The sequence below is a fragment of the Streptomyces sp. NPDC050263 genome (assembly GCF_040655955.1).
In the GTDB taxonomy this organism is placed as follows: Bacteria; Actinomycetota; Actinomycetes; order Streptomycetales; family Streptomycetaceae; genus Streptomyces.
The window spans coordinates 1-13,402 of the sequence record NZ_JBFAKW010000190.1 but is presented as its reverse complement, the minus strand read 5'-3'; the positions used below and the strand labels follow the sequence as shown (position 1 = coordinate 13,402).

Genomic DNA, 13,402 nt, shown 5'->3' with positions numbered 1-13,402 from the left:
ATCTAGCCCTGTAGTACTAGGGCTTTCGCCCGGTGCGGCGAGAGTGCGTGCCGGGCGTCGCGACGCCGCGGAGATCCATCAGAAGCCCCCTAGGCCTGCTCGACGTCCTCCGCCACCTTGAACGCGATGCCGTCGAGGATGTCGTGCTCGCTCACCACGACCTCCTCCGCGCCGATCCGCTCCATGATCGACAGGAGGACCAGCGCACCCGCCGCGATCACGTCCACCCGGCCCGGGTGCATCGACGGGACCGCCGCGCGCTCGGCGTGGGTGGAGTGCAGCAGCCACTCGGTGATCTCGCGGACCCGGTCGTGGGAGACCCGGGAGTGGTGGATGGCCGCCGAGTCGTACGCGGGGAGGTTCTGAGCGATCGCCGAGACCGTCGTGACCGAACCGGCCAGACCGACCAGCGTGCGCGCCTCGTGCAGCGGGACCGTCTTCTCGGCGAGGTCGAGAGCCGCCTCGATGTCGGCGCGCATCGCCGCGATCTGCTCTGCGGTGGGCGGGTCGGTGATCTCCCCGTCCACGACCAGGTGCCGTTCGGTCATCCGCACACAGCCGACGTCGACCGAGCGGGCGGCCCGTACCTGCTCCTCGCCCACGACGAACTCCGTCGAGCCGCCGCCGATGTCCACCACCAGGTAGGGCTTCCCGAGGTCCTCGCGGCCCGTCAGCTCCCTCGTCGCCCCGGTGAAGGAGAACTCGGCCTCCTGGTCGCCGGTGACGACCTCGGGTTCGACGCCCAGGATGTCGAGCACCCCGCGCACGAAGTCGTCCCGGTTCTCCGCGTCCCGGGAGGCGGAGGTGGCGACGAAGCGCAGCCGCTCCGCACCGTGCTCCTTGATGACGGCCGCGTACTCCCGGCAGGCCGCGAAGGTCCGCTCCAGCGCCTCGGGCGCGAGCCGGCCGGTGCGGTCCACCCCCTGGCCGAGGCGGACGATCGTCATCCGCCGGTCCAGCTCGACGAGCTCACCGGTCTCCGGGTCGCAGTCGGCGACGAGGAGGCGGATGGAGTTGGTGCCGCAGTCGACGGCAGCGACACGGGTCATGGTGGAACGCCCTTCTGTATCTCGGCCTGTCCCGGGGTACCCCCTCCGGGGGAGTTCGAGGACGAGGCCGTTCAGGCCGAAGCGGGGGCCTGGGGACGGCAGCCCCCAGAGACGGGACGGTGAGAGGCGGTCACTGCTCAGCGGCGAGCGTCACGCAGGCGCCCTTGCGCCACCACTGCGGCAGCATCGCCAACGCCTCGTCGCCGAGCGGGTTCACGCCCGGCCCGGCGGCCAGCGAGTGCGCCACGAGCACGTGCAGGCACTTCACCCGGTCCGGCATGCCCCCCGCGCTGGGAAAGTTCTTCAGCTCCTCGATCTCGTCCCGGCGCCGGATGTAGTCCTCGTGCGCGGCACGGTAGGAGGCGGCGAGCTCCGGGTCGGTCGTCAGCCGGTCCGTCATCTCCTTCATCACGCCGTTGGCCTCCAACGTGCCGATCGCCGAGTTGGCCTTCGGGCACGTCAGGTAGTACAGCGTCGGGAAGGGCGTGCCGTCGGGCAGGCGCGGCGCGGTCTCGACGACGTCCGGCTGTCCGCACGGGCAGCGGTGCGCGATCGCGCGCAGGCCGCGCGGCGGGCGCCCGAGCTGCTGCTTGAAGGCCTCGACGTCCGCGTCGGTGGGCTCGGTGCGCGGGGTGGTCGGCGGGGCAGTTTCCATGCCGTACGAAAATCTCTCTGTCGGTTCAATGCTGTCACTGGTGTCACTGGTGTCACTGGGAGGCGGCGTCCGACTTGTCGACGCCGTCCCAGACGTTCGAGTACCAGGGGCGGTCGGCCGCCCCGAGGTCGGCGCGCGACTGCCTGACCACGTCCGGGTCGATCACGACGTAGCCGGTCTCCCCGGGCAGTACGTAGTGCAGCCGCAGCCGGATCTGCTGCTCGGCGTACGCGTCGTCCTGCCAGCGGGCCTTGAGGTCGCGCAGCTGCTCGACGCGCTCGCTGGCCTGCTGCTTCTCGCGTTCCAGGTCGGCGATGTCGGCGCGCTGGGAGACGTACTGGCGCATCGGGTAGGCCAGGGCCACGATCAGCGTGCACAGGACGAGCGCCAGCAGGGCCGCCCGGCCGGTGAGGCGGGAGCGGCGGGCCTGACGCTTGGTCTGGGAGCGGTAGACCCGGGCCGCGGTCTGCTCGCCGAGCAGCTTGATCCTGGTCGCGGTGGAGAAACGGTCCCGGTCCTTCACGGCCATGGGTCTTCCCCGCCTCCCGCTCTCACACGTGCGTACGTCCCCGCACACGGTACGGGACCGGGTACGGGGACGTACGTACGACGCTTCCTACTGTTGCCTGTCAGCCCTTGAAGCGGGGGAAGGCCGAGCGACCGGCGTACACCGCCGCGTCGTCGAGGATCTCCTCGATGCGCAGCAGCTGGTTGTACTTGGCGACGCGGTCCGAGCGGGCCGGGGCGCCGGTCTTGATCTGGCCGCAGTTCACGGCGACGGCGAGGTCGGCGATGGTGACGTCCTCGGTCTCGCCGGAGCGGTGGGACATCATGCACTTGAAGCCGTTGCGCTGGGCGAGCTCGACGGCGTCCAGGGTCTCGGTCAGCGAGCCGATCTGGTTCACCTTGACGAGCAGGGCGTTGGCGGAGCCCTCCTCGATGCCGCGGGCCAGACGCTCCGGGTTGGTGACGAAGAGGTCGTCGCCGACGATCTGGACCTTGTCGCCCAGCTTCTCGGTGATGACGTTCCAGCCGGCCCAGTCGTCCTCGTACAGCGGGTCCTCGATGGAGACGAGCGGGTACGCGGAGACGAGCTCCTCGTAGTACTCGGTCATCTCGGCGGCCGAGCGGGACTTGCCCTCGAACTCGTACTTGCCGTCCTTGTAGAACTCGGACGCGGCGACGTCGAGCGCGAGCGCGATCTGCTCGCCGGGGACGTAACCGGCCTGCTTGATGGCCTCGACGATGAGGTCGAGGGCGGCGCGGTTGGACTCCAGGTTCGGGGCGAAGCCGCCCTCGTCGCCGAGGCCGGTGGACAGGCCCTTGGTCTTCAGCACCTTCTTGAGGGTGTGGTAGACCTCGGCGCCCCAGCGCAGGGCCTCGGAGAAGGACTCCGCGCCGATCGGGGCGATCATGAACTCCTGGATGTCCACGTTGGAGTCGGCGTGCGAGCCGCCGTTCAGGATGTTCATCATCGGCACCGGCAGCAGGTGCGCGTTGGGGCCGCCCAGGTAGCGGAACAGCGGCAGATCGCTGGCCTCGGAGGCGGCGTGGGCGACGGCGAGCGAGACGCCGAGGATGGCGTTGGCGCCGAGGGAGCCCTTGTTGTCGGTGGCGTCCAGGTCGAACATGGCCTGGTCGATCAGGCGCTGCTCGGTGGCGTCGTAGCCGACGAGCTCCGGGCCGATCTGCTCGATGACGGCGAGGACGGCCTTCTCGACACCCTTGCCGTGGTAGCGGTTCGGGTCACCGTCGCGGAGCTCGACGGCCTCGAAGGCACCGGTGGAGGCGCCGGACGGAACGGCGGCACGACCCGTGCTGCCGTCGTCGAGGCCGACCTCGACCTCGACCGTGGGGTTGCCTCGGGAGTCCAGGATTTCCCGGGCTACGACGACGTCGATGGACGGCACGAGCATCTCCTTCTTGGGATGTGACGCTGAGAGTGCGGGGCCCGTGGGCCTTGCGACTAGAGCCTAACCGCCCGAGGGGCGTCGGCAGCCGACCGACCGCCCTGTGGACGAACTGACCGTACACATTGTTCCCGCCCGGAACAAAGGGGAAGTGACAAACAGCCAAAGAGAAACCCCGCTCCGGCGCGTACGGGGGAACACGCACCGGAGCGGGGGGCCCGTGGGGACGGGGGGTGACCCTCACGAGGTCTTCAGTGTGCGGACCCCGCCCATGAGGGCGCTGTGACCTCCCTGGGAGCCGGATGTCACTTCGGGAGCGGGGGCCCGCTACGGGAGCCGGGGCTCACTTCAGGTGCAGCTGCTGGCCCGGGTAGATGAGGTCGGCGTCGTCGACGATGTCCTTGTTCAGCTCGAACAGCTTCTGCCAGCCGCCGGCGACCTTGTGCTTCTCGGCGATGGAGCTGAGGGTGTCGCCCTTGACGACCTTGTACTCGCCGTCGCCCTTCTCGACCTTCTTGCCGGTCGGGGTGGTGACCGTCTTGGAGGCGGCCGGGCGGTCGGTCGAGCGGGAGGCGCTCTGCTCCTCGGTCGAGCGGGTGCTGGTGCTCGTGTCGCTGCCGGAGGAGCCGGAGGACTCGGCGCTGCCGCCGTCGTAGGCGGCGCCGGACAGGCCCGTGCCGCAGACCGGCCAGGCGCCCTTGCCCTGGCCCGCGAGGACCTTCTCGGCGACGGCTATCTGCTGGGCCTTGGAGGCCTGGTTGGCCTGCGCCGCGTACTGCGTGCCGCCGTACGCGGCCCAGGTGGAGGCGGAGAACTGCAGGCCGCCGTAGTAGCCGTTGCCGGTGTTGATGGACCAGTTGCCGCCGGACTCGCACTGGGCGACCTTGTCCCACTCGGCGGCGGTGGCGGCGGAGGCGTTGCCCGCCGCCATGAGCGGGGCGGCGATGGCGACACCGGTGACGCCGGCCAGCGCGGCGACGCGGGTGGCCTTGGACGGACGGCGGTGCTTGCCCTTACCGGAAAACAGCATGGTGGATCCCCTCACCGACGCCTGCGAGGTGAGCTGTCGGGTTCGGGCCGGTTGAGTTGCCCGGCCGCGCACCTCGCGGTGCGCGGCTTCACCCCGAGCCGGTTCCAGCGTCAACCGCTGTCCCCGGCACTTACCTTGGGTCCCCCGCTCCTGCCTACGGCGCTTGACGCGACGACTGTTCCCGGGCAGCCGCTGGCAGGACTCGGCGTTGCGACGACCGGGGCTCGGATTGCCGAGCGGCCTTGACCGTAGCCACGTGATCCGCGGAAATTCAAAGACGATCAGGGCTTCTGAGACTCATCCCACACTTTCACCAAACCGGACATTCTGGAGCGAAGTGTGACGTGAACTCCCGGCGTTTTTCTGTGCGTTCCTGCCCTATTGAACCGCTGTGTCGAGGGTCTGACCGGGGGCGATGTCGCTCGGGTCGGCGCCGATGACGTCCTTGTTCTCGGCATAGAGGGCCTGCCATCCGCCGTCGATGCCAAGGGAGTCGGCGATGGAGACGAGCGAGTCACCTCCCTGGACCACGTAGGCGACCGCGGCATGCCGGCCGGTGGAGGCGGGGGCAGTGCCGTCCACGGCGGCGCCGTCCACAGCGGTGGCGGCCGGGCCGGTGGCGCTCTTCGTCGTCGGGGCCGCGGCCGGGGCCGCGGTCGGGGCCGCGCTCTCGTCGGCGGTCGCGCCGCGGTGTTTGCCGGAGCCGAGGGAGCCGGTGTCGACGAGGCTCCAAGAGCCCGCATCCTGGAACGACTTGTCCGAGTTGCCCGAGTCGTCCGCTTCCGACGTCGCCGAGGGGGAGCCGTCGACCTCGGCGGAGTCGTCCGCGGCGGCGGAGGACGAGGGGGAGGAAGGCGACGAAGGGGACGAGGGAGGTGAACTGGAAGAATCTGCGGACGAGTCGGATGTCTCGGACGATCCCGTCGAGCTGCCGTCGGCACTCGACGAGCCCGAAGAGTCCGAAGAGTCCGAGGAACCCGAAGAGTCCGAGGAGTCTCCGTCCAACCCCTTGGACAGGTCGGACAATCCGGACGAGGAAGACGAGTCGGACGAGTCGTCCGCCACGCCGGTGTCCACGTCCAGCGCGCCGTTCGCCTGGGTGAGCCCGGAGGTCAGCCCGCAGGTGCCCCACGCGCCGACGTCCTCGGCGGCGAGCAGCTTCTGCGCCACGGCTATCTGCTGGTTGCGGCTGGCCAGGTCAGGGCTCGTCGCGTAGTCGAGTCCGCCGTACGTCTCCCACTGCTTCTGGGTGAGGCCCAGTCCGCCGCGCTCGCCGTCGGCCTTGCCGACGGCGCTCCACGAGCCGCCGGTCTCGCACTGCGCGACCTTGTCCCACACCGTGCCGTCGGCGGCGCTCGCGCCGGAGGCGGCCAGCAGCGGGATGGCGATGGCGGAGCCGGTCACTCCGGCGGCGACCAGGAGGGCCGGAGCCTGACGGGGGCGACGGTGACGACCGTTCCCGGAGAGCATGCGAGGGCCTTTCTCTGGACAGCGGTGACCGGCGCGACGGGTGCGACTGACGCGTCGCGCTGACGAGCGAACGTATCGGCACACGATCACTTGTCACAAGTTAATGCCGCGCAGATCACGTGAAGATCACAGAGTTGAGGGTCGGTCACCTTCGCCTCGCCGAATGGTCACACTCCGGCTGACAACCGGTCAGGCATGTACCGGAGTGAACTCGACCGGCAGGGTCCGCAGTCCGCGCATGATGAGCCCGCCACGCCACCTCAACTGGGCCGGGTCCTCGGCCAGTCGGAGGTCGGGCAGCCGGGTGAGGAGGGCGGCCAGCGCGGTCTGGCCCTCCAGGCGGGCCAGCGGCGCGCCCAGGCAGTAGTGGATGCCGTGGCCGTAGCCGAGGTGTTGATTGTCACGGCGGGACAGATCGAGGCTGTCGGGGTCGGCGAAGCGGGCCGGATCGCGGTCGGCGGCCGCCAGAACGACGAGGACGGGGTCGCCCTGCGCGATGTCCTGCCCGCCGATGCTGAGCGGCTCGGTCGCGAACCGCCAGGTGGCGAGCTCCACGGGGCCGTCGTAGCGCAGCAGTTCCTCGACGCCGGTCTCCAGGAGGGTGCGGTCGCCGTCGGCCTCGGTGAGGGACCGTTGGAGGCGTTCGCGCTGCTCGGGGTGGGTGAGGAGGGCGTAGGTGCCGTTTCCGATGAGGTTGACGGTCGTCTCGAAGCCGGCGAACAGAAGGATGAAGGCCATGGCCGCGGCCTCGTTCTCGGTGAGGTGCTCGCCGTGGTCGGAGGCGCGGATGAGGCCGGAGATGAGGTCCTCGCCGGGCGCGGGTTCGGTCGGCAGCTCCGCCCGCTTGCGGTGGATCAGCTCCAGCAGATAGCCCCGCATCTTCTTCACCGACCGCGCGACCCCGCCCCGGGGCCCTCCCCCGTGCCGGATCATCATGCCCGCCCAGTCCCGGAAGTCGTCCTGGTCCTCGCGGGGGACGCCCAGGAGGTCGCAGATGGCGTAGATGGGGAGAGGGAAGGCGAAGTCGTGGATGAGGTCGGCCTCGCCCTTCGCCGCGAACCGGTCGATGAGCTGATCCGTCAGCTCCTGGACGCGGGGCGCGAACTCGGCGACACGGCGGGGCGTGAACGCCTTGCTGACGAGCCGTCGCAGGCGGGTGTGGTCCGGCGGGTCGATGTTCAGCAGATGCGTCATCAGCTCGGCCTTGCGCTCACCGGGGATGCCGGTCTTGCCCTTGGCGTGGGCGGGTTCGTCGTGATGCGCGGGGTTCTTGGAGAGCCGCGGGTCGGCGAGCGCCTGCTTCGCGTCCCCGTACCGCGTGACCAACCAGGCCTCGACCCCGCTGGGCAGTTCGGTCCGATGCACGGGCGCGTGCTCACGGAGCCAGGCGTAGGCGGGGTAGGGATCGGTGGCGAACTCCCAGGTGAAGAGTTCGGGGGCGGGGCGGTCGGGGGCGGGGTGGTCGGGGGCGAGGTGGTCGGGGGCGGGGTGGTCGGGGGCGGGGCGGTCGGGGGCGGGGTGGTCGGGGGCGGGGTGGTCGGTCACTCGTCGACGGTAGCGGGGTTCGCGCCGAGTGCCTTGCGCGCACCCGGGTGCCCCATGGCCGCGGCCTTGCGATACCAGAGCTCGGCTTCGGCGGGCTTGCTCTGCTTCTCCAGGAGAACGGCGAGGCGATGAGCGGCGTCGGCGTCGGCGCGGGTGATGCCGTCCTCGTACCGCTTGCGTGCGCGCTCCTGCAGCTCGGCGGCCGCCCTGCCCGTCATGAGCGCCATGCCTTGGCCGGCATACGCCGTCCAGTTCGAGGGAAGCGTCATGGGCGGTTCCATGGGGCTCAGCAACCGGAAACACATCTCCAGGCCCTTGCCGACAGGAATGTCGCCGTGTTCCAGAACCCGGGTGTAGCAGGTCAACGCCTCGCCGACCGCACCACGCCCGAGCGCGAGATCGCCGAGCCGCATCGCGGCCCGCATGTCGTCCTGGTCCGCGGCCTTCTGGAACCACTGCGCCGCCAGTGCCTGGTGGGCCTCGCCGACCAGTCGTGCCTCGTGACCGTCCGGCTTCCGTTGCGCCGCCCTCCGCAGGTACGGCAGCGCCTGCTCCGCCTCGCCCATGACCAACAACAGCTCGCCGACCCGGCCGGACAGCTCCTCCTTGCCCGCGTCCACAGCCTTGCGGAACCACTCCAGCGCCGTGCCCTCGGCCGCCAGGCCCTCGGCCAGCAGGCCGAGCACGAGCATGGCCTCGGTGTCGCCCTCCTCCGTCTTCGGGACGAACAGTTCCTGTGCGGCCGACCACACCGCGTCCTGTACCTCGGTGTCGTAGTGGGTCCCTTCCAGCGCGCACTGCCAGAGGGCGAACGGCACCGGCGGGGCGTACGGGTCGCGCAGCACGTCCGCGACGAGGGAGCCGTACGGCCGCCAGGTCTGCACGCTCTCCCCCACCTGCCGGTCCGCGCCGCGCACCAGCATCCCGGTCACCCCGTGCAGCGGCTTGGTCGCCCAGGCCAGCGCCTCGGTGAACTCCTCGCCGCGCAGGAACGTCCCGCCGTGGGCCCGGCAGGCCTGGATGAGCAGTTCCTGCGGAATGTCACCGCCGACACCGCACCGTGCGAGGTCGACCGCCGCCCGGACGAGGAGATGCCCGCCGTGATTCGGGGCCAGAGAGGTGCCCGCCCGCCGCCACATCGTCGAGAGCAGGGAGGCGATGGCCAGATACTGGGTGATGCCGGTGTCGCCGTGCCACCGGAAAGCGTCGGCGAGTGACGGATCGTCCTTGTTCCCGGCCAGCCGCCGGACTTCGGGGGCGCTCCACCCGGTGGCCAGCCGCTCCGTCCTGGCCGAGACGAGCAGCCGGTGCGCCGGGCCGTCGGCGGACAGATGCCCGTCGTACACGTCGTCGCGCATCGTGCCGACGACCGGCACGCCCAGCGCGGTCAGCTGGGCCAACAGGCCCGGTTCCAGGCCGTGTTCCCCGAGGTGGGCGTTCAGGTCGTCCAGCCACAGCACATACGTGCCGGTCCGGCCGCGCAGCAGCCCGGGCAGGGCGCGCAGGTCCGCGCCGGGGGCGGGCGCGTACACCCGGGCGTCGGGCGGCGTCTGGCGGCGCACGGTCTCCCAGGCCGTCCGCGACCTGCCGCACATCGGCCCGCCGGTGATCACCAGCAGGCCGTCGTCGTCGTTCCATCCGTCCAGCGCCGGGTCGACGTCCCTGGGCACATGGGCCGCCAGGCGGGGCAGGCCGCGCAGCCGCCGCGTGGGGCGCACACCGAGCGCGACCGGGTCGGCCTCGCCGAGGGTGGGCCAGCTGTCGGGGTCGGGCACGACGAAGGCGCCCGGCGCCGGAACATAGGTGTGCTGGTTCAGGACGCCCACGACGGGGCCGTGGTAGGTCCCACCGTGGAAGCCGACGTTGTCACCGGCCCGGGGCGCGGGACGGGGCTCGGCGGCGGGGGAAGGCTCGTGGGCGGGGGGAGGGGGCTCGGCGGGCTGCTCGGCCGCCGGCGGGAAAGAGGAGATCACGCTCCGCAGATCGGCCGCCGCCCGAGCGTCGTCACCGCCGAGCCCTTCACGGAAGTAGGCGCCGAGGTAGCCGATCCTGTAGGTGCTGGACTTCCCCGGCGGGACGGATGCGATCAACTCGTCCAGCGAGATCCTGCCGTGCACCTGGAACCATTGCTGGAACCGGGACCAGACCCGCTGCGGCTCCTCCGACCGCAGCCCCGCCTCCAGTACCTCCGCGCCTCTGTTGGCCAGCTTGTCCAACTCTTCGAACTCGTCTTTCCCGCCCATGCAAGTCCCCCGCGCCCCGCAGCCGGCTCAGAGGGCAACCGTACTAACCCGCCACCCCTTCGGTCGCCCGGATCGCGTCCCGGTACGCGCGGGCCGCCGCTCGTAGGGTCGCCTCCGGGTCCACGCCCTCCGCTTCGGCCCGGGCGGCGAGGGCCAGCAGTTCGTAGCCGATGCCCTCGCCCGCCGGCAGCGGCACCTCCAGTCCCGCCGTCCGCACGCGCGACGACAGCTTCGCCGCCAGTGCGAGGCCCGGCTGACCGAGCGGGACGCCGTCCGTCACCGACTCGCGCTGCTTCTCTATCGCCTTCGTGCGCAGCCAGTGCGCTTTGACCTCCTCCGGGGTCGTGGCCGTCTCGTCGCCGAAGACATGCGGATGACGGTGGATGAGCTTGGCGACGATCGTGCCCGCGACGTCGTCGACGGAGAACGGGGAGTCCGGGTCCTCCTCCGCTATCCGGGCGTGGAAGACGACCTGGAGCAGGACGTCGCCCAGTTCCTCGCGGAGTTCGTCACGGTCGCCGGCCTCGATCGCCTCGACGAGTTCGTAGGACTCCTCGATGCCGTATTTGGCGAGGCCCTTGTGGGTCTGCTGCGAGGACCACGGGCACTCGGCGCGGATGCGGTCCATGACCTGGACGAGGTCGAGGAGCCGGGCGCCGGGGAGGTCGTAGGAGGCGGGGAGCAGCTCCAGCTCGGGCATCGCCACGCGGCCGGAGCCGGCCAGCCGGGCCAGGCCGTCGGTGAGGGCCGGTTCTCCCTCGCTGGTCGCCACGACCACGACCGTGCCGCCGCCGGCGCAGGCGGCGACCAGCTCCTCGGCGGTCGGGGAGGTCTCCTCGACCGCAAGCCCCGCTTCCCGCAGATAGGGCAGCTGCGGATGCGCGCCGTCCGCGCACAGCACCCGGTCCGCCGCGCGCAGGGTCTGCCAGGCGGGCCAGGACAGCAGGCCGGGGGCGACCCGGTGGCTGGTGGTGAGCAGGACGACGCGGCCGGGGTGGTCGACGGCGGCGGGGCTGGTTGCGTTCACACCTCGAACGTAACCCACGCCACCGACAGCCCCTGAGTTATCCACAGGCCCCGTGGATCATTCGTACGGGCGTTCGCGAGGCGCGTGCCGTCACGTCGTCGTCTGCGTCCCCGGCGCCGTGATCTCCCGTACCCACGGCGTCTTCGCGTCGACGCGGGCCACTTTCTGCGCGTCCCAGTCGCCGTAGCGCGGGTTGAGGTCGACGCCGAGTGCCTTGGAGGCCTTGGACAGGGCGTTCCAGAAGGCCGGCCGGCTGGTGTCCGTGCCGAGCGCGGTGGCGAGTTTCTGCGCCTCCAGCTGGAGACGCAGGTTCTCGTCGAGACGCTGCGGCGGGATGCCGTACTGCTGGAGCCACGCCGTCTCCAGGCCCTGTGCGCCGCCCGCCTGCTGTTCCAGGCCGGCCCGCAGCGCCTGGACCTCGCGGGGGGTGACGGTGACGCCCTCGTCCTCGGCCGCGCGGTGCAGCACCCGGTCCAGGACCATGCCGTGCAGGGTGTCCCGGGTGAGGGTGCCGGTCTGGGCGATGGCCTGCGCGTACTGCGCGTCGTCGGCGACGGCGGCGCGCTGGGCCGTGCGCACCTCGTTCACCCGGTTCTCCAGCTGGGCGACGGTGATCCGCTGGCCGCCCACGACGGCCGCCGCGCCGGGATGCGCGTCGGTCCCGCAGGCGGTGAGGAGGGGTGCTGCCGCGATCGCGGCGGACAGCAGGAGCGCGGTGCGACGACGGCGGCGGTGCAAGGAAGCCTCCCGAGGAGATTGTGCGACGGTGCACAAAGTCTTGCGGTGATCGATGGTAGGCAGTGGGGCGGCCGGGGCCAACCCATTCGACCAACGATTCACCAGGACTTCCCGCACCGCCGCGCCCCGCGGGTCGTGTGGTTCAGCCGATGATGGCGACCGGGGCGTCCCACGCGTCGCGGTCCACGGTGATCGTGTAGCCGCCGCGGGTCTCCTTGCTGTTGACCGTGTACTGGTGGCCGCGGCTGTGGTTCGTGTACTGGGTGGCGCCCCACGGCCAGTCGGTGGTCGTGGTGTTCTTGCCGTCCCACAGCGCGTACCACAGGTTGCCCGGCAGGTCCGTCTTGTCGGTGGCGGTGGCGATCGCCTTGGCGCTGGAGCTGCTGAAGCCGTAGTAGCCGGCGCGGTACGTCTTGGCGCGCAGCGTCTTGGTGAAGGAGCGGACATACGTCAACACGGCGTCGTTGCACGCCTTGTTGGTGATGTCGTAGGGCTCCATGTCGAGGTAGATCGGGCTGCCGGCCTTCATGCCGAGCGCGGCGGACTTGGCGACCGCGTCCGCGCCGTCGGTCGCGCCGAGGGAGGCGGCCGTGGCGGCGGTGAGCTTCTCGGGGCTGGAGCCGGTCTGGCAGGACGGCTGGGCGCCGACGTAGATCGGGATGAGCTTCATGCCGGTCGCGTTGACCGACTTCACCCAGGAAGCGGTCAGGTTGGGCTGCGCGCAGCCCCGGTTCTTGCCGCCGACGTAGACCGCCGCGGCGCCGTAGAAACCGTTGCTCTTCCAGGCCTTCATCGCGGCCAGCGAGGGCGCGGTGCAGGTGTCGAAGGCGGTGCCGGTGTACGTCTTCTGCGCGGGCCAGGCGGTGGCTGCCATCGACGTCTGCGCCGCTATCCCCGCCCCCGCGAGGACGGCCGCGCCGGCCACGCCCCACGTGATGTATCTGCGCTTTCTGGACTGCCGGTGCTCGGCCATCCCCACCCCATCGTTCGTGTGTGTCTTCGTGCGGGTCGCACGGAAGTCCCCTGCTCCGGAGCGACGATACGGTCTCGATTCGACGTACTGCACCGGAAACGGCTCGCACCGTAACCCGCGACACCCCTGCGCTCGGGAAACACGGGTCCCGCGGAGCGACAAGATTCACTCATGTCACAGTAAAGAAGCGAGGCCCTGGCACGGCCCGCCCGTGTCCTACTCTTGCCCCCTGGTCACTTGGGGGGCGACATGACGATGCCGACGACGGCGACGACGGCAACGGGTTCGGAGAGACGGCTCGAGGCCGGCTGGTTCCAGCGGCTCGCCTGGGTGGTCCTGGTGTGGGGCTCGCTGGGCTTCCTGGTCTGGGTGCCCTTCCTGTACGTGGCGATCCGCCGCAGGCTCGCCTCCGACTGGGCCGCCTTCGCCTCGTTCACGCTGTACGAGTGCGTGGTGCTGGTCTGGGCGACGGTCTCGGACAACGACGACGGGGACCTCGTCCTGGGCATCACCGTCATGGTGACCCTGCTGACCGCGACGGTGCTGCTGCTGTTCGCGATGTTCGACAAGCGGGCCTGGGCGACCGGTCCGTCGACCGGCCTGGCGAGCGGCCCCGCGTACGGGACGGGCCAGCCGAACCCGTACCAGCAGGGGTACCCGTACGGGCATTGACATGCTCCTCGTCCTGAAGGACGAGGATTCTGGCCTTCTCTACCGGTTGCTGTGCCGCTACGCGGCACAGTTTCCGATGGGGAATCCGTG

Annotated in this window: 12 protein-coding genes and 1 riboswitch; of the genes, 1 reads left to right on the top strand and 11 read right to left on the bottom strand. The window is 70.8% G+C overall.

All coding sequences use genetic code 11. From position 1 onward, the window contains the following. Window positions 1-89: 89 nt before the first annotated feature. From AB0J04_RS43195 to AB0J04_RS43145, 11 genes are all read right to left on the bottom strand, one after another. Window positions 90-1,049, bottom strand: a complete 960-nt coding sequence (locus AB0J04_RS43195) for a Ppx/GppA phosphatase family protein (protein WP_363174194.1) — start codon at window positions 1,047-1,049, stop codon at window positions 90-92. 130 nt (window positions 1,050-1,179) lie between these two features. Continuing rightward, window positions 1,180-1,704, bottom strand: a complete 525-nt coding sequence (locus tag AB0J04_RS43190) for a DUF501 domain-containing protein (RefSeq protein WP_363174193.1) — start codon at window positions 1,702-1,704, stop codon at window positions 1,180-1,182. Between the two features lie 52 nt (window positions 1,705-1,756). Then, the gene (locus AB0J04_RS43185; protein WP_363174192.1) at window positions 1,757-2,233 is read right to left on the bottom strand and encodes a septum formation initiator family protein; all 477 of its coding nucleotides are present in this window, start codon (window positions 2,231-2,233) and stop codon (window positions 1,757-1,759) included. A 100-nt stretch (window positions 2,234-2,333) separates the two neighbouring features. Continuing rightward, window positions 2,334-3,620 carry a phosphopyruvate hydratase gene (gene eno, locus AB0J04_RS43180; RefSeq protein ID WP_363174191.1) on the bottom strand — a complete coding sequence of 429 codons (1,287 nt, stop codon included), beginning with the start codon at window positions 3,618-3,620 and terminating at the stop codon, window positions 2,334-2,336. Between the two features lie 337 nt (window positions 3,621-3,957). Next, a complete protein-coding gene (locus AB0J04_RS43175) occupies window positions 3,958-4,644 on the bottom strand; it encodes a transglycosylase family protein (protein WP_363174190.1) in 687 nt (228 codons plus the stop codon). Between the two features lie 3 nt (window positions 4,645-4,647). Continuing rightward, a riboswitch (cyclic di-AMP (ydaO/yuaA leader) is annotated at window positions 4,648-4,816 on the bottom strand. Between the two features lie 206 nt (window positions 4,817-5,022). Next, a complete protein-coding gene (locus tag AB0J04_RS43170) occupies window positions 5,023-6,114 on the bottom strand; it encodes a transglycosylase family protein (protein WP_363174188.1) in 1,092 nt (363 codons plus the stop codon). Between the two features lie 189 nt (window positions 6,115-6,303). Then, window positions 6,304-7,659: a cytochrome P450 gene (locus AB0J04_RS43165; protein ID WP_363174187.1), complete on the bottom strand. Its 1,356-nt coding sequence runs from the start codon at window positions 7,657-7,659 to the stop codon at window positions 6,304-6,306. Next, window positions 7,656-9,902 (bottom strand): hypothetical protein, encoded by a 2,247-nt coding sequence (locus AB0J04_RS43160; protein WP_363174186.1) that lies wholly within the window; start codon window positions 9,900-9,902, stop codon window positions 7,656-7,658. The genes AB0J04_RS43165 and AB0J04_RS43160 overlap by 4 nt, the downstream gene beginning before the upstream one ends. 43 nt (window positions 9,903-9,945) lie before the next feature. Next, window positions 9,946-10,929: a nucleoside triphosphate pyrophosphohydrolase gene (locus AB0J04_RS43155; RefSeq protein WP_363174185.1), complete on the bottom strand. Its 984-nt coding sequence runs from the start codon at window positions 10,927-10,929 to the stop codon at window positions 9,946-9,948. Between the two features lie 90 nt (window positions 10,930-11,019). Then, entirely contained in the window at window positions 11,020-11,667 is a 648-nt protein-coding gene (locus tag AB0J04_RS43150; protein WP_363174184.1) for a SurA N-terminal domain-containing protein, read from the bottom strand. A 142-nt stretch (window positions 11,668-11,809) separates the two neighbouring features. Continuing rightward, on the bottom strand, window positions 11,810-12,640 hold the full coding sequence (locus AB0J04_RS43145; protein WP_363174183.1) for a glycoside hydrolase domain-containing protein: 831 nt from the start codon (window positions 12,638-12,640) through the stop codon (window positions 11,810-11,812). Between the two features lie 249 nt (window positions 12,641-12,889). On the opposite strand from AB0J04_RS43145, the gene AB0J04_RS43140 reads away from it, so the two are divergent. Then, on the top strand, window positions 12,890-13,312 hold the full coding sequence (locus tag AB0J04_RS43140; RefSeq protein WP_363174182.1) for a hypothetical protein: 423 nt from the start codon (window positions 12,890-12,892) through the stop codon (window positions 13,310-13,312). Window positions 13,313-13,402: the final 90 nt, after the last annotated feature.

Excerpts from the sequence above, each read along its gene's own strand:
- AB0J04_RS43175 (WP_363174190.1), bottom strand. The coding sequence starts at position 4,644 with ATGCTGTTTTCCGGTAAGGGCAAGCACCGCCGTCCGTCCAAGGCCACC.
- AB0J04_RS43145 (WP_363174183.1), bottom strand. The coding sequence starts at position 12,640 with ATGGCCGAGCACCGGCAGTCCAGAAAGCGCAGATACATCACGTGGGGC.
- AB0J04_RS43190 (WP_363174193.1), bottom strand. The coding sequence starts at position 1,704 with ATGGAAACTGCCCCGCCGACCACCCCGCGCACCGAGCCCACCGACGCG.
- AB0J04_RS43195 (WP_363174194.1), bottom strand. The coding sequence starts at position 1,049 with ATGACCCGTGTCGCTGCCGTCGACTGCGGCACCAACTCCATCCGCCTC.
- AB0J04_RS43160 (WP_363174186.1), bottom strand. The coding sequence starts at position 9,902 with ATGGGCGGGAAAGACGAGTTCGAAGAGTTGGACAAGCTGGCCAACAGA.
- eno (WP_363174191.1), bottom strand. The coding sequence starts at position 3,620 with ATGCTCGTGCCGTCCATCGACGTCGTCGTAGCCCGGGAAATCCTGGAC.
- AB0J04_RS43185 (WP_363174192.1), bottom strand. The coding sequence starts at position 2,233 with ATGGCCGTGAAGGACCGGGACCGTTTCTCCACCGCGACCAGGATCAAG.
- AB0J04_RS43170 (WP_363174188.1), bottom strand. The coding sequence starts at position 6,114 with ATGCTCTCCGGGAACGGTCGTCACCGTCGCCCCCGTCAGGCTCCGGCC.
- AB0J04_RS43140 (WP_363174182.1), top strand. The coding sequence starts at position 12,890 with ATGACGATGCCGACGACGGCGACGACGGCAACGGGTTCGGAGAGACGG.